The 16,939-nt window shown below is 41.2% G+C and carries 23 protein-coding genes and 1 other RNA gene; 18 read left to right on the forward strand and 6 right to left on the reverse strand.

Going from position 1 to position 16,939, the window contains the following annotated elements:
- The first annotated feature begins 237 nt into the window (after positions 1 to 237).
- Genes V6Z54_RS10625 through V6Z54_RS10645 form a run of 5 tightly spaced genes read left to right on the forward strand, consistent with a single transcriptional unit; the run spans position 238 to position 3,346 of the window.
- Complete coding sequence (locus tag V6Z54_RS10625; RefSeq protein WP_039181508.1) at positions 238 to 507, forward strand: hypothetical protein; 270 nt, start codon at positions 238 to 240, stop codon at positions 505 to 507.
- Between the two features lie 59 nt (positions 508 to 566).
- Positions 567 to 1,334, forward strand: coding sequence for an ABC transporter ATP-binding protein (locus V6Z54_RS10630; RefSeq protein WP_269102536.1), 768 nt, complete (start codon positions 567 to 569; stop codon positions 1,332 to 1,334).
- Positions 1,306 to 2,703, forward strand: a complete 1,398-nt coding sequence (locus tag V6Z54_RS10635; protein ID WP_338527310.1) for a hypothetical protein — start codon at positions 1,306 to 1,308, stop codon at positions 2,701 to 2,703. The genes V6Z54_RS10630 and V6Z54_RS10635 overlap by 29 nt, the downstream gene beginning before the upstream one ends.
- Complete coding sequence (locus V6Z54_RS10640) at positions 2,700 to 3,068, forward strand: hypothetical protein (protein WP_075611922.1); 369 nt, start codon at positions 2,700 to 2,702, stop codon at positions 3,066 to 3,068. Before V6Z54_RS10635 ends, V6Z54_RS10640 begins: the two co-directional genes overlap by 4 nt.
- Entirely contained in the window at positions 3,065 to 3,346 is a 282-nt protein-coding gene (locus V6Z54_RS10645) for a hypothetical protein (protein ID WP_048237467.1), read from the forward strand. The genes V6Z54_RS10640 and V6Z54_RS10645 overlap by 4 nt, the downstream gene beginning before the upstream one ends.
- A 22-nt stretch (positions 3,347 to 3,368) precedes the next feature.
- Here V6Z54_RS10645 and V6Z54_RS10650 read toward each other — a convergent pair whose 3' ends face one another.
- Together V6Z54_RS10650 and V6Z54_RS10655 are read right to left on the reverse strand one after the other, a co-directional pair.
- The gene (locus V6Z54_RS10650; protein ID WP_269102533.1) at positions 3,369 to 3,839 is read right to left on the reverse strand and encodes a GNAT family N-acetyltransferase; all 471 of its coding nucleotides are present in this window, start codon (positions 3,837 to 3,839) and stop codon (positions 3,369 to 3,371) included.
- Positions 3,840 to 3,853: 14 nt separating this feature from the next.
- Positions 3,854 to 4,318 carry a hypothetical protein gene (locus V6Z54_RS10655; protein WP_269102532.1) on the reverse strand — a complete coding sequence of 155 codons (465 nt, stop codon included), beginning with the start codon at positions 4,316 to 4,318 and terminating at the stop codon, positions 3,854 to 3,856.
- Positions 4,319 to 4,436: 118 nt separating this feature from the next.
- On the opposite strand from V6Z54_RS10655, the gene V6Z54_RS10660 reads away from it, so the two are divergent.
- Positions 4,437 to 5,069: an NAAT family transporter gene (locus V6Z54_RS10660; RefSeq protein WP_047202979.1), complete on the forward strand. Its 633-nt coding sequence runs from the start codon at positions 4,437 to 4,439 to the stop codon at positions 5,067 to 5,069.
- Between the two features lie 54 nt (positions 5,070 to 5,123).
- Here the strand turns inward: V6Z54_RS10660 and V6Z54_RS10665 are convergent, their stop codons facing one another.
- Entirely contained in the window at positions 5,124 to 5,660 is a 537-nt protein-coding gene (locus V6Z54_RS10665; protein ID WP_034280936.1) for a GbsR/MarR family transcriptional regulator, read from the reverse strand.
- A 268-nt stretch (positions 5,661 to 5,928) separates the two neighbouring features.
- Here V6Z54_RS10665 and V6Z54_RS10670 point away from each other — a divergent pair, with 268 nt between their 5' ends.
- Genes V6Z54_RS10670 through V6Z54_RS10685 form a run of 4 tightly spaced genes read left to right on the forward strand, consistent with a single transcriptional unit; the run spans position 5,929 to position 9,386 of the window.
- A complete protein-coding gene (locus V6Z54_RS10670; RefSeq protein WP_039181485.1) occupies positions 5,929 to 7,077 on the forward strand; it encodes a betaine/proline/choline family ABC transporter ATP-binding protein in 1,149 nt (382 codons plus the stop codon).
- Between the two features lie 13 nt (positions 7,078 to 7,090).
- The gene (locus V6Z54_RS10675; protein WP_041088230.1) at positions 7,091 to 7,744 is read left to right on the forward strand and encodes an ABC transporter permease; all 654 of its coding nucleotides are present in this window, start codon (positions 7,091 to 7,093) and stop codon (positions 7,742 to 7,744) included.
- Between the two features lie 13 nt (positions 7,745 to 7,757).
- Entirely contained in the window at positions 7,758 to 8,675 is a 918-nt protein-coding gene (locus V6Z54_RS10680; RefSeq protein ID WP_269102531.1) for an osmoprotectant ABC transporter substrate-binding protein, read from the forward strand.
- Positions 8,676 to 8,696: 21 nt separating this feature from the next.
- A complete protein-coding gene (locus V6Z54_RS10685) occupies positions 8,697 to 9,386 on the forward strand; it encodes an ABC transporter permease (protein ID WP_034280931.1) in 690 nt (229 codons plus the stop codon).
- Positions 9,387 to 9,466: 80 nt separating this feature from the next.
- Here V6Z54_RS10685 and V6Z54_RS10690 read toward each other — a convergent pair whose 3' ends face one another.
- The 3 genes from V6Z54_RS10690 to V6Z54_RS10700 form a co-directional block, all read right to left on the reverse strand.
- Complete coding sequence (locus V6Z54_RS10690) at positions 9,467 to 9,787, reverse strand: helix-turn-helix domain-containing protein (protein ID WP_024423485.1); 321 nt, start codon at positions 9,785 to 9,787, stop codon at positions 9,467 to 9,469.
- An 81-nt stretch (positions 9,788 to 9,868) separates the two neighbouring features.
- Positions 9,869 to 10,270 carry a transcriptional regulator gene (locus V6Z54_RS10695; protein ID WP_338527311.1) on the reverse strand — a complete coding sequence of 134 codons (402 nt, stop codon included), beginning with the start codon at positions 10,268 to 10,270 and terminating at the stop codon, positions 9,869 to 9,871.
- Between the two features lie 130 nt (positions 10,271 to 10,400).
- Positions 10,401 to 10,805 carry a helix-turn-helix transcriptional regulator gene (locus V6Z54_RS10700; protein WP_034660010.1) on the reverse strand — a complete coding sequence of 135 codons (405 nt, stop codon included), beginning with the start codon at positions 10,803 to 10,805 and terminating at the stop codon, positions 10,401 to 10,403.
- Between the two features lie 153 nt (positions 10,806 to 10,958).
- Here V6Z54_RS10700 and V6Z54_RS10705 point away from each other — a divergent pair, with 153 nt between their 5' ends.
- The 8 genes from V6Z54_RS10705 to V6Z54_RS10740 all read left to right on the forward strand — a co-directional run bounded on the left by V6Z54_RS10705 (position 10,959) and on the right by V6Z54_RS10740 (position 16,934).
- Complete coding sequence (locus V6Z54_RS10705) at positions 10,959 to 11,192, forward strand: helix-turn-helix transcriptional regulator (RefSeq protein WP_024719830.1); 234 nt, start codon at positions 10,959 to 10,961, stop codon at positions 11,190 to 11,192.
- A gap of 29 nt (positions 11,193 to 11,221) precedes the next feature.
- A complete protein-coding gene (locus tag V6Z54_RS10710; RefSeq protein ID WP_039181465.1) occupies positions 11,222 to 11,512 on the forward strand; it encodes an AbrB/MazE/SpoVT family DNA-binding domain-containing protein in 291 nt (96 codons plus the stop codon).
- Between the two features lie 186 nt (positions 11,513 to 11,698).
- Positions 11,699 to 11,932, forward strand: coding sequence for a preprotein translocase subunit SecG (secG, locus tag V6Z54_RS10715; RefSeq protein ID WP_003212746.1), 234 nt, complete (start codon positions 11,699 to 11,701; stop codon positions 11,930 to 11,932).
- A 127-nt stretch (positions 11,933 to 12,059) separates the two neighbouring features.
- Positions 12,060 to 12,806, forward strand: a complete 747-nt coding sequence (locus V6Z54_RS10720; RefSeq protein WP_041088235.1) for a carboxylesterase — start codon at positions 12,060 to 12,062, stop codon at positions 12,804 to 12,806.
- A gap of 19 nt (positions 12,807 to 12,825) precedes the next feature.
- Entirely contained in the window at positions 12,826 to 15,168 is a 2,343-nt protein-coding gene (gene rnr, locus V6Z54_RS10725) for a ribonuclease R (protein WP_025094047.1), read from the forward strand.
- 139 nt (positions 15,169 to 15,307) lie between these two features.
- Entirely contained in the window at positions 15,308 to 15,778 is a 471-nt protein-coding gene (gene smpB, locus V6Z54_RS10730; protein ID WP_012011279.1) for an SsrA-binding protein SmpB, read from the forward strand.
- Between the two features lie 174 nt (positions 15,779 to 15,952).
- Positions 15,953 to 16,316: a transfer-messenger RNA gene (gene ssrA, locus V6Z54_RS10735) on the forward strand.
- A 414-nt stretch (positions 16,317 to 16,730) separates the two neighbouring features.
- Entirely contained in the window at positions 16,731 to 16,934 is a 204-nt protein-coding gene (locus V6Z54_RS10740; RefSeq protein ID WP_338527312.1) for a hypothetical protein, read from the forward strand.
- Positions 16,935 to 16,939 lie beyond the last annotated feature (5 nt).

Here is a 16,939-nt window from a genome sequence, read left to right on the forward strand (position 1 = left end):
TTCCACTCTTTCATGAGAGCGGGACGCAGCGTTTTTTTGTTGAGCGAAATCCGCTAGCTAATTCATTTGACTTATCCTATTTCTGTAAAACCTCCTCCTTCAGTTAGAGAAGAAGTCAAACCCCCCTCCATTTATAAGCACTAAATCATGAAAATTCGTCTAAAAATATGATCTGAAATGAACTTATGCTTTCTGTAAGGGGGTGGTATCATTTTACATATATTAGGGGGTGATGAGATGCTGAATCCTTTTAGCCTTCGTTTTCCAGTAGGTGTGTATATGTATGTCCTTCACCTATTGGCGGCATATGATGAAAGGAAGCAACGAATTCTAACTTCTAAGAATGTACAGAAAAACGCATTTTGGATTTATGTCCTTGCCGCTATATTGGGCATTATTTCACTTGGAGCATTGATTTGGGCATGCAAGACCTTTGGACAGGGCTCGAAATTCTTAGGAGAGTTCAAATTACTAGGCATGTACGTTAAAATCCAGTGCGGTTTTTAAGCAGGGATGAGAACAGATGCAAGGTCATCTGTTCTATCTGAATCAAACGGAGGGATATGATGCTGACATTACAATTAAAAGAAAAAACATATAGCCGCACATTCTCTCTCCGCAATATTCAAATGAATGTAGAGAAAGGGCAGATGCTGCTGCTTTTGGGGCATAATGGTGCGGGAAAGACAACGATGATCCAATCTATGTTTGGGCTGACGCCATTTATAGGGTGCGTCACTTTACATGGTAAACAGCTGAACCTTCAATCCTCAGAACATATCTCCTTGTTGAAAAAACATGTTTCCTATATTCCTGACGACCATTCGTTGTTCGATTATTTATCGCCGAGGGAATACTTTCAATTACTTCAGCTGCCAAATGAGCAAGATGTCACACGGGAAGAGACGTTCATTGATCTGTTTGAGCTGGGTTCGTATATGGATCAGCCTATCGCTCAGCTGTCTCATGGCAATCAAAAGAAAACGCAGATTATTTCACAGCTCCTCAGGTCATGTGATTATTATGTGTTCGATGAGCCAACAAACGGACTTGATCCAGATATGATGATCATCTTAAAAAAGGTGCTCATGAAGCTGAGAGAGCAAGGCGCTGGCATTCTCATTTCAACCCATCATTTGAGTTTTGGTGATACGCTTTATGACCATCTCATGATCTTGAGAAATGGTGACGTCAAGCTGGATATGTCCCGCCAAGAAACGAATCAGACATTTCCTCATCAGGCACTTGAAGAGATTTATAAAGAAGTGAATCGAGATTACTATATGCAGGTGGAGAGGTTACTCAATGATCTGGACACGACACGTTCTTCATAAAATAGAATGGGGGATGCTGACAACGAAAGTTAAGCAGCTCGCAAAAAAGTACCCTATAGAGCTTCTCGCAGCAGCGGCTTTTTTCTTGCTCATGTATGCGATATACGTCGTTATCAGCCTGCGCTTTTTCATGCAGGCAGGAGAAAGCGAGCCGGCTGCTCTATACCTCCAACTGATGAAAATGACGCTTTTACTTTTAGGCGCAGGCATTGTGTTATCCCGAAATAAATTAAAGCGTCAGGAATATCAATTCTACTTTTTGAATAGTGCGATACAAAGTGTGCCATTTGTCCTTTGTGTATATTTCTTTCCGATGCTCTTTTGTTTCCTCGTGGTTGGACTACTTTTTTTACCGATTGTATTAGGCCTTTTGATCAGCGGTGTTACGCCATCTCTGTATTGGATAACGGTTGTATGCATGACTTGCTGGGTATTGTCGCTGCTTGCACTTGCTTCTTGGATGGGGATGCGGATTGCTGTGAGCTATTTCGTATCAAAAACAAAAGAGCATTTGCTGCTGCAAACGATCGGCTTTGCGGTGCTGAATCTATTGGTATTTCTCCTTTTGCAAAAAGCAATGGAGATGATCCGCGTATGGCCATTCATCTATCTCATATTTCTCGTGATCCTCCTAAGCGCTGGCTGGCTATGGCTGAAGGGGTTAGCGGCTTCTTATGTCCATCGGATGTTTTTGCAGCTGAAAAGAGAGGTGAAGTCGTTTTCTTATAAGAAAATCAGAACGCAATCTTCCTTTCTGACGCAACTGCGGCAGGAATTGGTCTATTTCAGCCGTTCAGCTATTTTTAAAGAACAGGGCATTTTGTTTCTATTTCTCGTTTGTTTGACGGCGGGGCTGCCTTTTGTTTTTACACCGGTAGAAACTGGATGGCTGTATGCATTTATTGTGCAGTATGCGTTAAAGGAAATATTGATCATGCTTCCGCTGATGATTGGCAGAGAATATCATATGAATCAAAGGGCTATTTTTATGTTAAATACATCAAAGGGCGCTTATTTATTGTCGAGAATTTTATTTTATTACGCTATTAATTTGTTGACATATTTTGTGTTTATTGGGCTTGCATCTATAGTGATAGGCATTGAAAGTGAAGGCCATGTCCTTGCAAGTTTGTCCATTTTGTTGATCACTGCCATGGCGTCCTGTACCGGATTTATCGTGAAGATCAGTGAGTTTAATAAACTGTTTGTCATCGTGATGATGATTGCTGTATTCAGCTTCATCGATATGCTTTTAGTGAAATGGCTTTCAACCGATGTGTATCTTATCGCCACTGCCTATCTGTTAGGTTCACTTGCATTTTTTAGCTGTATATATGCGGTCATGTTAAAGAGGCCTGTCTTGCGATGATAGAGCTTGTGTGTAGTTTCCTAGCGGTTGTGCTGATACATGAACTCGGTCATATGCTGATGATCTTGCTGTGTAACAAAATCGAAAAAAGGCCGCTCTTTGATTTTTTTGTAACGATTGATTGGAAGCATGTGGCGGTCGTCCATGAGAAATTTGTCCGGCCGAGCTTCAATATGATGGTGGCACTTGCAGGCCCGCTCTTTCCGGTGCTTTGTTCGATTGTTCTTTTTATGATATGGAAGCATCCGGTCAGTCATCAGCTGCTGCTTTTTTCTTTACTGAATACGGTGATGCTGCATCCAGCTTGTCCAGACGGGAAAAATATCACAGCCAGTTTAAAAGAGATGAAGGAGAGAAAGAGATGATTAAAGTATTTCATTCGTTTTCCAGCGGTTTAACACTTGCGATGCTGTATGTATTTGCTGTGTTTATGACCCCTGTTTTTTTACTGCTGCTAGAGGTCAATCATGTTGAATCAAGTCCAACAATGTTTGGCATGCCATTTTATATCATGAAAATTGAAGAGTATCAATTCAGTTCAGAGGCGACGCTCTTTGGATGTGTGGTCTGCTTTTTAGCTGGCGCCGTGCTCTATTTTTTTATTCAATATGTGAAGCATGTGGTGAAAAAGCGTAGAACATAAAAAAAGCAGACGGAACAAAACATCAGTCTGCTTGCAAAGTGAGTGAGAGCCGTACCATATCCATACACTGAATGCCATTTTCAAAAATCGGTTCATCATAATGCTTAAGAAAGAAATCGTGGTCAATAGATGTCATACGGAAGCCACATTTCTGATAAAGTGCGAGCTGCTGGATACTCGAGTTACCTGTGCCGATTTCAATCGTGTGAAAGCTGGCGGCTTTCGCTTCAGCAATGGCATGGCGGATCAGCTGCTTTCCAATTCCTTTTCCTTGCCATGATTCCTTCACGGCGACATTGATGATTTCGACTGTCTGCTGAGACAGAGATAAAAGCACATAGATACCAATCACGTCCTGTTCATGATACGCGGCATAACAAGAGCCGGATTGCACATAGTTAAGAACCTTTTCCTTTGAAGGATCAGCTAAGAGTAAAAGATCCATAGGGGCAGATTGATCACCTGACAATGACAATGGCCGAATTTGTATCATGTTTTTCATCCTTTCTATTCTTTAATATATCCTTGTTTCACACCCCAATCATATTGATCCTGTACCCATTGTGAGGGCGGATTGTGGGTGACATTTGGGTCTTTTTTGACAGTTGTTTTCCTTGGAGTCTGTGAAGTCTGCTTATTCGCTTGAGCAGTGGCTTTCGCTGCTGTCAGCTCTTTTTGAAGCTGGGCGATTTTTGCCTCAAGCGCTTTACGCTGTTTGACTTCTTTTTGATAGGCTTTCTTTTCTTTTTTGAGCTTTTTCGTGATGATAGACAGTTTCTTTTTTTGATCTTCGTTTTTATGCTTCATATCTGCTTGATTTGATTTTAACTTCGAAAGCTGCTCAGTGTTCGTTTTGCTTTCTTGCTGATGTTTTTCCTCTGATGCTTTGATGGACTGCTGCTGCCAAACAATCCAGCCGGCTGCTCCTAAAACCACAGCACATAAAAGGATGATGGTGATCGTTTTCTTCATGTGTCATTCCCCTTTCTTTAAACCTTTATTATCATCGGTTAAATATATACAGGTTTTAACATCACAAGGGAATATTCACATCATATTGGCAGACACTAAGAAAAAAGGAGGGTGTCTGTTGATTTCCTTTATGATTCATGTCGTGGTCTCATTATTTGCTGTATCAAACCCCATTGGAAACGTGCCTCTTTTTATCACCTTAACTGAAGGGTATACAGAGAAAGAACGCTCCCAAACAGCCAAAAAAGCCATTGTGGTCTCTTTCATTATTTTGGTTGCCTTTTTATTGGCAGGGAGGCTCATTTTCAAATTGTTTGGGATCGATATTCATGCACTCCGTATCGCCGGAGGTATTTTCATTTTTGGTATCGCTTACAATTTACTGAATGCAAAGGAGTCACATGTCCAAAATCCTCATTCTGAGGAAAAGGCAGAAAGCAAAGAAAAGGCGGATGTCTCCGTTACGCCGCTGGCAATTCCGATCATCGCTGGTCCCGGTACAATCGCTACAGTGATGAGCTTAACCCCGGGAAGTCAAGGGATGCTTCACATGTTTGCAATTTTAATCGGCATTGTCATCGTTCTGGCAATGACCTTTTATGCCTTTCATTATTCAAGTTTCATTATGCGGAAAATGGGGAAAACAGAGATGAATGTCGTGACGCGGTTAATGGGATTAATTCTTGCTGTAGTGGCAGTTGAAATGATTGGCGCGGGCTTAAAAGGGATGTTTCCGATGTTTATGTCATAAGTGTATATAAAAAAGCTGTTTTTTCTACATTGATGTAAAATAAAACAGCTTTTTTTAAGGTTTCGGCACATGCTTAAACACTTCTTCACTTTCAAAGAATTCAATTAAGCGGCTAATCCAATCATAGTAATCAAGACTTTCCTTAATTTCTGAAAGAAGGAGATTGATTTTATCCTCTGTCTCTTCTGGCAGGTCGTCCTGTTCCAGCAATTCCAGCAATTCCTTGCACGTTTTCTTATGTGCTTTGCGGTTTTTGCTGACAACTCGGGACCAATTGGCTGCAAACAAGGAAATAAACGTTTGGTATTGATCTTGCTCAACGTCATATAGATCTTTACGTATTCCTTTTTCATAAACCTTTTCCGCAATATTCAAATCGAGCATTTCTCGAACGACTTGACTCATTCTCGTTTTGCTCATGCCTGTCGCCTCTGATAGCTCTCCAAGCGTCATTGGTTTACGGTTCATGTGAATGATACCAAGCACTCTACCTACTGTAGAAGAAAGACCAAAGGCATTCATGTTCTCGGCAGCTTTTTCAATATAATGATCCTGTGCTTTTTGAATGGCGCCTAACGCTAGCTTGTCCACTCCCCGCTTCATCCCTTCACGACTGACAATTTGTAACACAATATATCATATACCTGTTTGTTGATGAAAACAATAAATATTGAGTATTTGCTCGTAATTTGGAGGAAAAAGGAGATATCTCTATCTATCAGACCGTTAACTGAAAATTTTAAATAAATGTTATGCAATACAAACACATCGTAAACTTTTTATTTTATAAAGTTTGCACTATAATAAATAAGGTGTAAATTTTCTGAAAATATTGATCCGACTAATGGAGGTGTCTCATTTGCTGAAACTAGAGAATGTATCTAAGACGTATAAAGGCGGAAAAAAGGCTGTCAAAAATATTGATTTAGAAATAGCAAAAGGAGAATTTATTTGTTTTATTGGACCGAGTGGCTGTGGCAAGACAACAACCATGAAGATGATCAACCGACTCATCGAACCTTCCTCAGGAAACATCTTCATCGAGGGAGAAAACATTATGAAAAAAGATCCAGTTCAATTAAGAAGAGAAATTGGCTATGTGATTCAGCAAATTGGACTGTTCCCCCATATGACCATCGCACAAAACATTTCACTTGTTCCAAAGCTGTTAAAATGGCCGGAAGAAAAACGAAAAGAACGGGCACGTGAACTGCTGAAGCTTGTCGACATGGGACCGGAATATTTAGAGCGCTACCCTCATGAACTCAGCGGAGGACAGCAGCAGCGCATTGGTGTTCTTCGCGCACTAGCAGCGGAACCCCCTCTGATCCTCATGGATGAACCATTCGGAGCACTTGATCCAATCACACGAGATTCATTGCAGGAAGAATTTAAGAAACTGCAAAAAACGTTAAATAAAACCATCGTATTCGTCACACATGACATGGACGAAGCCATTAAACTAGCTGATCGAATTGTGATTTTAAAAGATGGAGAGATTGTCCAAGTAGGTACGCCTGACGATATTCTGCGGAACCCTGCCAATGAATTCGTAGAAGAATTCATCGGCAAAGAACGACTGCTTCAATCGAACCCGAACATGGAACGTGTAGAACAAATGATGAACACGTCACCAGTCACCATTACAGTTGAAAAAACATTAACAGATGCCATCTACATCATGAGAGAAAAGCGGGTCGATTCCTTGCTTGTAGTAGATGAACATCATGTGCTAAAAGGCTATATCGACATTGAAACAATCGATGCGAACCGCAGAAAAGCAGCTTTCGTTGGTGATATTTTAAATACAGAGTTCTATACCGTACAAGAAGGCGCACTTCTAAGAGACACTGTCCGGAAAATCTTAATACGCGGCATTAAATATGTACCGGTTGTGGATGCAGAAGGGCACTTAAAAGGCATTGTGACACGTGCAAGTCTTGTAGATGTTGTGTACGACTCCATTTGGGGAGACGATACGCCAGCGGCTGTCACTGAAATGAATTGAGGGAGGTGTACACATGGATCAAATCATCGACTTTCTAGAGAAAAATGGTGGGGAACTCCTTACAAAAATGTGGGAGCATTTATATATTTCCTTAATTGCTGTTGTGCTCGGTATTCTTGTTGCCGTTCCTTTAGGTGTGGTTCTCACACGAATGAAACGAGGCGCAGGTTTTATCATCGGTATCGTGAATATCTTTCAAACACTCCCTAGTTTAGCGATTCTTGCCTTTTTTATTCCTATTTTGGGGGTTGGGAAAATACCTGCGATCGTTGCTCTCTTTTTCTATTCGGTTTTACCTATTTTAAGAAATACGTATGCCGGGGTCCAGGGTGTGAACAAAAACTTGATTGAATCCGGTAAAGGAATCGGGATGACAACATGGGAACAAATTCGTCTTGTTGAACTCCCGCTTGCTGTACCGGTCATTATGGCAGGTGTCAGAACGTCAACGATTTATTTGATTGGCTGGACAACACTAGCAGCCTTTATCGGTGGAGGCGGTCTAGGTGACTACATTTTGATTGGACTTCAGCTGTATCAGCCGGAATTTATTATTGCGGGTGCGATCCCAGTCACGATTTTAGCAGTCATCATCGACCTATCATTAATGAAGCTGGAGAAAAAAGTAACACCAGAAGGCTTAAAAGGATTGAAGGAAGTTTCATAAGGAGTTGGCTTATGTGAAGAATCGAAAAACAAAATGGATCAGTGCACTGCTTGCCGGATGCTTGCTATTGATAAGCGGCTGTTCACTTCCTGGACTAGCCGGCTCCTCAGGGGGCACGCTGCGAATTGGAGCACAAAACTTTACCGAATCAGAAATTATGGCCTATATGGTTGGCGATATGATCGAACATTACACAGATAAAAAGACGACCATTGTGAAAAATCTAGGTTCCAACACTGTACAGCAGAAAGCAATGGAAAACGGAGACGTCGACATCTCTGCCACAAGATATTCAGGCACGGATTTAACAAGTACGCTTGGAATGGATGCAGAAAAAGATCCGGAGCGTGCGATGGAGATCGTCCAAAAAGAATTTAAGAAACGCTATGATTACAAATGGTTTGATTCTTATGGATTTGATAATACGTATGCCTTTGCCGTGACGCAGAAGATGGCGAAGGAAAACAAGCTAGAAACGGTCTCTGATTTGAAAAAGAATGCGAACAATTACCGATTTGGTGTCGATAACGTTTGGCTTAAAAAGAAAGGCGACGGCTATAACGGGTTTGTGAAAACATACGGAATTAAATTTGGCAGCACATATCCGATGCAAATTGGTTTAGTCTATGATGCATTAAAAAATGAAAAAATGGATATTGTGCTTGCCTATTCAACAGATGGACGAATCAAAGCCTATAACCTCAAAATTTTAAAAGATGATAAACGGTTCTTCCCGCCATATGATGCATCACCAGTAGTCCCGGAGAAAGTCTTAAAAGAAAATCCAGGGCTTGATAAGGTGATCAACAGGCTGATCGGAAAAATCGATACAGAACAAATGCAAGAGCTGAACTATCAAGTCGACGGGGAGCTTCAAGAACCAGCAACCGTTGCGAAGAATTTCCTAAAAAAACACAATTACTTTGAGTAAGATGGGGAGGTGTCACGGCTGATGGACACACTGCAGCAATTATGGACGTATTATCAGCAGAATGGGTCATATGTGTTAGAAGAATTTTATCGGCATTTTCTCATGTCGGCGTATGGGGTGTTGTTTGCGGCGATTGTCGGGATTCCAGTAGGCATCTTTGTGGCGCATTACCGCAAGCTGAGCAATTGGGTCTTCGCCATTACCAACGTCATTCAAACGATACCGGCATTAGCGATGCTTTCCGTATTGATGCTTGTATTAGGTCTTGGCGCAAATACAGTCATTCTATCACTCTTTTTATATTCGCTTCTGCCGATCATCCGAAACACGTATACAGGCATTGTCAGCATTGAACATGCCTATTTAGAATCAGGTAAAGCGATGGGCATGACGAAATGGCAAGTGCTGAGAATGGTTGAATTACCGCTTGCTTTATCAGTCATTATGGCAGGTTTAAGAACCGCACTGGTCATCGCCATCGGTATTACAGCGATTGGAACATTTGTGGGCGCGGGAGGTCTTGGTGATATCATCATCAGAGGATCAAACGCCACAAACGGAACAGCCATCATTTTAGCAGGTGCGATCCCAACGGCACTCATGGCTATCATTGCTGACCTTGTCATGGGCTGGCTCGAACGCTATTTAAGCCCGACAAACAAGAAAAAAGAAAGAAAAGCGTTAGCTGAAAAAAACATCACATCTGCTTAAGCGGTTGAAAAGACAAAACCTCCCTTACATCTGTAAGGGAGGTTGTTTTATGATGATCAGGCAGTTCACATGCTTGTTTTTTATGATTCAAGCGTGATCCATTCAGAGGACCACTTCGCAATTTCTTCAAAAACGGGTGCAAGTGAACGCCCCATATCTGTTAAAGAATACTCTATGCGCACGGGTGTTTCAGCAAAAACCTCCCGTTTTACAATACCTGCTGCCTCCAGCTCTTTTAATCTCTCAGATAATACTCTACCGCTTAAATTTGTCAGGGCTGCCTCAATTTCACTAAAACGCTGCTGACCTGAGAGAAGCTGAAAAACAATCAGTGCCACCCAACGTTTGCTCAATAACTCAACTGCTTTTTCAAACCGCGGGCACATGTCAGATTGATTCATCTTCCTTCACTCCAATCTGAACCCATTATACCGTAAATCTGTCATAAATCGGCGTAAAAAGCTTGTCAATGATGAAAACATTTATGAGGATGATCGGCTGTTTAACATAAATAACAAATAGCGGTTGAGGTCCTCTATTTCTTTTTTCGAAAGGGTCGACCATATGTCACCATCAAATATTTCGAGATCATCAAGTTCATATTTCGCTGCAGCTTCCTTTATTTTGGATAAAGCCAAATCCTCTTCCTTGATCTGATGGACAGGAGAGACTTCCTCAATATAGCCCGCAGCCTGCATCATGTCTTCATAAGGTACCTTTAACGCACCAGCTAGCTTTTTAATCGTAGGAGGTTTCGGAACGCCGCGTTTCCCGTTTTCAATACGAGAAATACCGGCAGCGCTGACCTCAGAATACATCGCTAATTGGTTTACTGACAGCTTCTTTTCTTCACGTAATGCTCTTAAATATGCACCAAAGTTCATCAAGGCAAAACCTCACATGGTTATAGATTCGATATGTCTATTTTACTTGATTTGTTGACTATTGGCAATAAGGATACCATGAAAATATTGACATTAGTTAATGGTGGATGTACATTAGGTTTATGCCCCGCTATTTGTTCGCCTTTTTTTGGTTGATGAGCGTGAGAAAGTATTCATTCAGCTGGCTGATGTCTTGTGCGGAGAGCCTTTCCCATTTGTCCCCGTCAAAAATGGGAAGATGTTCTACATCCTTTTGAAGCGCCGTTTGATAGATTTTTAACATGGACTCATATTTCGGTTTCATTTCATGAACTTGTTCCTGTTCAATATGACCGGCAAGCAGCATTAAATCCTCATAAGGCACCTTCAAGGCGTGTGCTAATTTTTTGATGGTTAAAGGCTTTGGCACACCGCGCTTTCCATTTTCAATACGAGAAATACCAGCAGCGCTTACACCTGAATACATGGCAAGTTGATTGACCGACATTTTTCTATTTTCTCTTAAAATGCGTAATTGTTCACCAAAGTGATTCATGACATCGAACCTCACATTTCAGTATATGACTTATTTTAGTATGATCATTGACCAAAGGAAATAGCAGAGGGGTAAAAGTGTTGACATAAGTTAATGAACTTCTTGATGTGAGAGCCTTACATGTTGTACATATTGATTCCATAGGAGGTTGTAATGATGGTCGAAAAGATTCAGATCAGGCGGGCTTTTGTCATGCAGTATATGATCGAGAACGATATGTCGTTAAATCAGCTCGCTGATGAAATTGGCATCTCTCCTGCCACACTTAGCAGGGTATTAAATGGTCATCGGAAACCAGGACAGCTTGTCATTGGCAAAATGATTCATTACTTTGATAAAAAATTTGAAGATCTATTTTACTATGAAAATGTTGACAAAAGTCAATAATTGATATCATCACCAAGGAGGAAATGTCATTGAAAAGGACTGGGATGGTCAGACACATTGATTCTCTCGGCAGAATTGTTCTGCCCTCAGAAATGCGCAAGGTACTCAATATTAAAGAAGAGCAGCTGTTAGAAATTTTCATTGAAGATCAAACCATTATGCTGAAAAAATATGATGCAGATAAGAGCTGCCTGCTAACGGGACAAGTGACGAAGTACAACAAAAGCTATGGAAATGGAAGCGTGATGCTGAGTCCTGAAGGAGCTGAACGTTTGTTAGAAGAATTAAAACAGCTATTGAAGGAAGAAGCAACTCATTAAAAATGAGTTTTTAACCGAAAAATTGCATAAAAAAATGCTGCAGCCAGCACTTTGGAACGAAATTGTATCAAAATAACGAATCAAGTCGACAATATATAGGAAATCTTTATTTTGATGTTTCGTGACATGCACCTTGTTTTCATGTAAAATAAAGTTATGTGTACCAGTTTGTCTGGAGGTGTTTTCATGCACGCATTTGTTATCACATTACTCGTAATTGTCAGTATCGCACTTATCATCGTTGTATTACTACAATCAAGTAAAAGTGCTGGACTGTCAGGCGCTATTTCAGGTGGAGCCGAGCAGCTTTTCGGTAAACAAAAAGCGAGAGGCCTTGACTTGATTCTTCACCGATTAACGGTTATTTTGTCAGTGCTTTTCTTCATCTTAACACTTGCATTGGCATATTTAGGCGTGTAAAGCGCGAGTAACAGAAGGTCTGATCTTTTTTCAGACCTTTTTTTATTATCAGCACTCTTTTGTGTTTGTTTCATACATACAAGTGGAAAATATAAACCATATCAGAAGGAAAGGAAGTCACATCATCATGAAAGTTGTTACACCAAAACCATTTACGTTTAAAGGTGGAGAAAAGGCGGTGCTTCTTCTTCACGGTTTTACTGGGAATACAGCCGATGTTCGAATGCTTGGCCGTTATTTGAACGAAAGAGGATATACATGTCATGCACCTCAATATAAAGGTCACGGTGTGCCGCCAGAAGAGCTTGTCCATACAGGCCCGGCTGACTGGTGGAAAGATGTAGAAGAAGGCTATCAATTCTTAAAAGATGAGGGCTATGAGGAGATTGCGGTTTGCGGACTATCCCTCGGAGGAGTTTTTTCATTGAAATTAGGTTACACTGTACCTGTAAAGGGAATTGTACCTATGTGTGCACCTATGTACATAAAAAGTGAAGAAGTCATGTACCAGGGTGTACTAGATTATGCCCGTAACTATAAGAAATTTGAGGGTAAGTCAGAGGACCAAATTGAACAAGAAATGGAAGCGTTCAAGAAAACACCAATGGATACTCTCAAGAGCCTGCAAGAACTGATTGCAGATGTCAGAAACAATGTCGACATGATCTATTCACCTACTTTTGTTGTGCAGGCACGTCATGATCATATGATTAATACAGACAGTGCAAATATCATTTATAACGAAGTAGAGACAGATGATAAGCATTTGAAATGGTATGAAGAATCAGGGCATGTCATCACGCTTGATAAAGAGCGGGAGAAGGTTCATCAGGATGTCCATGCATTCTTAGAATCACTTGATTGGTCAATTTAAATATATAGGGGGTTAGAGTGTGCAAAAAGAAGAATTTATGGATGAATTACTCGCTTTTATGAAAGAAGAAGCGTATAAACCGTTAACCGTTCAAGAGCTGGAAGTCATGATGGAGATTACCAATCCTGATGATTATAAAGAGCTCGTCAAAGCACTTGTGACGCTGGAAGATCAAGGACTCATCGTTCGCACGCGCAGCGACCGTTACGGTGTACCAGAAAAAATGAATTTAGTAAAAGGAAAGCTGTCTGCTCATGCAAAAGGATTTGCATTTGTAACGCCAGAAGAATTTGGACAGGATGATATTTTCATCCCCCCAAATGAGTTAGGCACAGCGATGAATGGCGATACAGTCATGGTTCGTGTCAGCCACAAATCAAACGGCACGAAAAAAGAAGGAACTGTCATCCGCATTCTGGAGCGTAATACTCAGACGGTTGTCGGTACCTATACTGAAACGAAAAGCTTTGGCTTTGTCATTCCTGATGATAAAAAAATCACAAACGATATCTTCATTCCGAAATCCGCTAAAAACGGAGCGGTCGAAGGTCATAAAGTCGTTGTGACGCTCACAAGCTACCCTGAAGGAAGAATGAGTGCAGAGGGTGAAGTGACTGAAATTCTCGGTCATAAAAATGACCCTGGCATTGATATTTTATCGATCATTCATAAGCACGGTCTGCCAGGTGAGTTCCCAGAAGAAGCACTTCAGCAGGCAGCGGACACACCGGAAACGATTGATGAAAAGGACCTTGAAGGCAGACGTGATCTGCGCAATGAAACGATCGTGACGATTGATGGTGCAGATGCGAAGGACTTAGATGATGCCGTAACTGTGCAAAAGCTAGATGATGGCAAATATAAGCTCGGCGTGCACATTGCAGACGTTTCTCATTATGTCACAGAGAATTCGCCGATTGATCAGGAAGCTTATGAACGTGGAACGAGTGTGTATCTCGTCGACCGCGTCATTCCGATGATTCCGCATCGTTTGTCTAACGGTATTTGTTCATTGAATCCCAAGGTCGATCGTCTCACCCTGTCTTGTGAAATGGTCATTGATCGAAACGGAAAAGTCGTCAAACACGAGATTTTCCAAAGTGTGATCAAAACGACAGAGAGAATGACCTATTCCGATGTGAATAAGATTTTAGTCGACCAAGACGAAGAGCTTCTAAACAAATATGAGCCGCTTGTTCCGATGTTTCAAGAGATGGAGAAGCTTGCAGAGATTCTACGTGACAAACGAATGGAGCGCGGAGCTGTAGACTTTGATTTCAAGGAAGCAAAAGTACTTGTAGATGATGAAGGCGCAGCGAAAGACGTTGTCATTCGTGAGCGTTCCGTTGCAGAGAAATTAATTGAAGAATTCATGCTTGTTGCAAACGAAACAGTTGCAGAGCATTTCCACTGGATGAATGTTCCGTTCATTTACCGAATTCACGAAGAACCAAATCCTGAGAAACTTCAGCGCTTTTTAGAGTTCGTGACGACGTTTGGTTACATTGTAAAAGGAACGTCAACGAATATTCACCCGCGCGCACTTCAAAGTGTCCTCGATGCTGTCAGGGATCAACCAGAAGAAGTCGTCATTCAAACTGTGATGCTTCGCTCTATGAAACAGGCGAAGTATGATCCAGAAAGCATTGGCCATTTTGGATTATCAACGGAATTCTATACACACTTCACATCACCGATCCGACGTTACCCGGATTTAATCGTGCATAGACTGATTAGAACCTATTTGATTCAGAAAAAGACAGATGAAGCGACCCTAGAAAAGTGGGGCCAGCTGCTGCCTGAAATCGCAGATCATGCGTCGACAATGGAGCGCCGCTCAGTCGATGCAGAGCGTGAAACAGATGATCTGAAGAAGGCAGAGTTTATGCTAGATAAAATCGGTGAAGAGTTTGATGGCATGATTAGTTCCGTGACGAACTTCGGACTATTCGTTGAACTGCCAAATACGATAGAAGGTCTTGTCCATGTCAGCTACATGACTGACGACTATTATCGCTTTGATGAGCAGCACTTTGCCATGATCGGTGAACGGACAGGAAATGTCTACCGAATCGGTGATGAAATCACTGTCAAAGTCGTGAATGTCAATAAAGATGAGCACTCAATTGATTTTGAAATCGTCGGTATGAAGGGCACTCGCCGTAAATCACCAAAAGATTTCAAGTTCAAAAAACGAACAGATCCACCAGCGAAAAAAGGGCGTGGAGGTCAAAAAGCCTCTGGGGAAAAAGGCAAAGAGGATAAAAGCGGAAGTGACTGGTTCACAAGTCGTAAAAAGAAGAAAAAGAAAAAACGCGTATTTGAAAACGCACCGAAACAAAAACGCAAAAAGAAAAAGTAACGTGCCAAAAAGCAAATAGGGCATCACGCTCTATTTGCTTTTTGACCACATGGCGTCAGCATTGTCGAAAGCTGGATTGTTTGATAAAATAATCCGTACGATTTGGACCGTGTTTGTGTCAAAAGGAGGGTGTACGCCAATGCCAAAGGGAGAGGGAAAGGTTGTTTCCCAAAACAAAAAAGCAAATCATGATTACTTTATAGAAGAAACCTACGAAGCCGGCCTAGTATTACAAGGAACTGAAATCAAATCGATTCGTGCAGGAAAAGTGAATTTAAAAGATTCCTTTGCCAAAATCGAGCGAGGAGAAGTGTTCCTTCATAACATGCATGTAAGCCCATACGAGCAGGGGAACCGTTATAACCATGATCCGCTAAGAACGAGAAAGCTGCTTCTTCATCGCAAGCAAATCAGCAAATTGATTGGTGCGACGAAGGAAGAAGGCTACTCTCTTGTGCCTCTGAAACTCTATTTGAAAAATGGCTTTGCTAAAGTGCTGATCGGAATCGGAAAAGGGAAGAAGAAATACGATAAGCGTGAAGATCTGAAGAAAAAAGATGCAAAACGTGAAATCGAACGTGCCTTCCGCGATCGTCAAAAGCAATTCTAGCCTGATGCAGATGGCTTGCTGAGAGCGGAAGCATTATGCTACAATATGTTATGCAGTAAACAATCATCGCTGTTTTGACAGAAACCACCAGTTGTTTCGAGCAGTGAGATTGTTATAATAGTTATATACGGAAGCAGTGAAGCTGAACTTCCATCCCGTATATCCCTTTTACAAGGGGACGTTACGGATTCGACAGGGATGGTTCGAGCTTAGGCTGCGAGCCGAGAGGCGATCTCGTTAACACGCACTTAAATGTAACTGGCAAAACTAAAAGTTTTAACCAAAACTTAGCACTAGCTGCCTAATAAGCGCAGCGAGCTCTTCCTGACATCGCCTATGTGTCTGTGAGGAGCCCAATGAAGTAGGCTACGCTTACGTTTCCGTCTGAGGACGTAAGAAGAGAACCATCAGACTAGCTCTCCAAGCGCCCGTCAGCAGGCATGAGGATGAGTGAACACGTAAATATGTTGACTACGCTCGTAGACGCTTAAGTAATCGATGTCTCTGGACGTGGGTTCGACTCCCACCGTCTCCATCAAAACTTTTAGAATGCAGCGCATCAAGGGTTTGAAAGTCCTTGATGCGGGTCTGGCAACATTTTAAAAAACTTCTTCTTTCATAAAAGCTACAACTTCCTTTTGTGTGGAAGGGTATATATGGCTATAATTGTTTAGTGTTTCTGAGAACTCCTCCATTTTTTTGGAGGGGTTTTTTGTTTTAATTCAGTTACTTCAAGTACACCTATCTATCATCCGTATTTTTGGAATATCAAAAAAACAAGTAGAGAAAGGAGGAATACATCTATCTTGTGATGCTTCTTATTACTTATTTTTACATAAATGTTGGAAGGTAAAAGGAAATTTGAGATAATGAATTGAAATTACCTTGGATATACATGAAAAATAGATGTGTAGAATGTTTGATTTTTCTGTGATTTGGGAGGTGAACTATAATGAATGGAATAGATATATTAGAGGACGCTTCAAGACTTGGTCAATTAATTCTTTTCTTCTCTGGATACGCTCTTTATTGGAAACTAGTCAAAACAAAAAAAGAGCGACCTCTCACAAAGTACGAAAATTTCCTTAAATTTTTTGTAATGTTAGGTATGGTCATTTATTTTCTCTCGTTTTTATGTTTAAACTTGTGGGCGTAATATGT

Source organism: Bacillus sp. MAG717A, from assembly GCF_036884855.1.
GTDB lineage: Bacteria > Bacillota > Bacilli > Bacillales > Bacillaceae > Bacillus > Bacillus safensis.

Coding starts and splice junctions, on each gene's coding strand:
- V6Z54_RS10705 (WP_024719830.1), top strand. CDS start 10,959: ATGATGGTCGAAAAGATTCAGATCAGGCGGGCTTTTGTCATGCAGTAT.
- V6Z54_RS10650 (WP_269102533.1), bottom strand. CDS start 3,839: ATGATACAAATTCGGCCATTGTCATTGTCAGGTGATCAATCTGCCCCT.
- V6Z54_RS10645 (WP_048237467.1), top strand. CDS start 3,065: ATGATTAAAGTATTTCATTCGTTTTCCAGCGGTTTAACACTTGCGATG.
- V6Z54_RS10655 (WP_269102532.1), bottom strand. CDS start 4,318: ATGAAGAAAACGATCACCATCATCCTTTTATGTGCTGTGGTTTTAGGA.
- V6Z54_RS10675 (WP_041088230.1), top strand. CDS start 7,091: ATGGATCAAATCATCGACTTTCTAGAGAAAAATGGTGGGGAACTCCTT.
- V6Z54_RS10720 (WP_041088235.1), top strand. CDS start 12,060: ATGAAAGTTGTTACACCAAAACCATTTACGTTTAAAGGTGGAGAAAAG.
- V6Z54_RS10685 (WP_034280931.1), top strand. CDS start 8,697: ATGGACACACTGCAGCAATTATGGACGTATTATCAGCAGAATGGGTCA.
- V6Z54_RS10695 (WP_338527311.1), bottom strand. CDS start 10,270: ATGAACTTTGGTGCATATTTAAGAGCATTACGTGAAGAAAAGAAGCTG.
- V6Z54_RS10630 (WP_269102536.1), top strand. CDS start 567: ATGCTGACATTACAATTAAAAGAAAAAACATATAGCCGCACATTCTCT.
- V6Z54_RS10740 (WP_338527312.1), top strand. CDS start 16,731: ATGAATGGAATAGATATATTAGAGGACGCTTCAAGACTTGGTCAATTA.
- V6Z54_RS10690 (WP_024423485.1), bottom strand. CDS start 9,787: ATGAATCAATCTGACATGTGCCCGCGGTTTGAAAAAGCAGTTGAGTTA.
- smpB (WP_012011279.1), top strand. CDS start 15,308: ATGCCAAAGGGAGAGGGAAAGGTTGTTTCCCAAAACAAAAAAGCAAAT.
- secG (WP_003212746.1), top strand. CDS start 11,699: ATGCACGCATTTGTTATCACATTACTCGTAATTGTCAGTATCGCACTT.
- V6Z54_RS10700 (WP_034660010.1), bottom strand. CDS start 10,805: ATGAATCACTTTGGTGAACAATTACGCATTTTAAGAGAAAATAGAAAA.
- V6Z54_RS10625 (WP_039181508.1), top strand. CDS start 238: ATGCTGAATCCTTTTAGCCTTCGTTTTCCAGTAGGTGTGTATATGTAT.
- V6Z54_RS10640 (WP_075611922.1), top strand. CDS start 2,700: ATGATAGAGCTTGTGTGTAGTTTCCTAGCGGTTGTGCTGATACATGAA.
- V6Z54_RS10635 (WP_338527310.1), top strand. CDS start 1,306: ATGATCTGGACACGACACGTTCTTCATAAAATAGAATGGGGGATGCTG.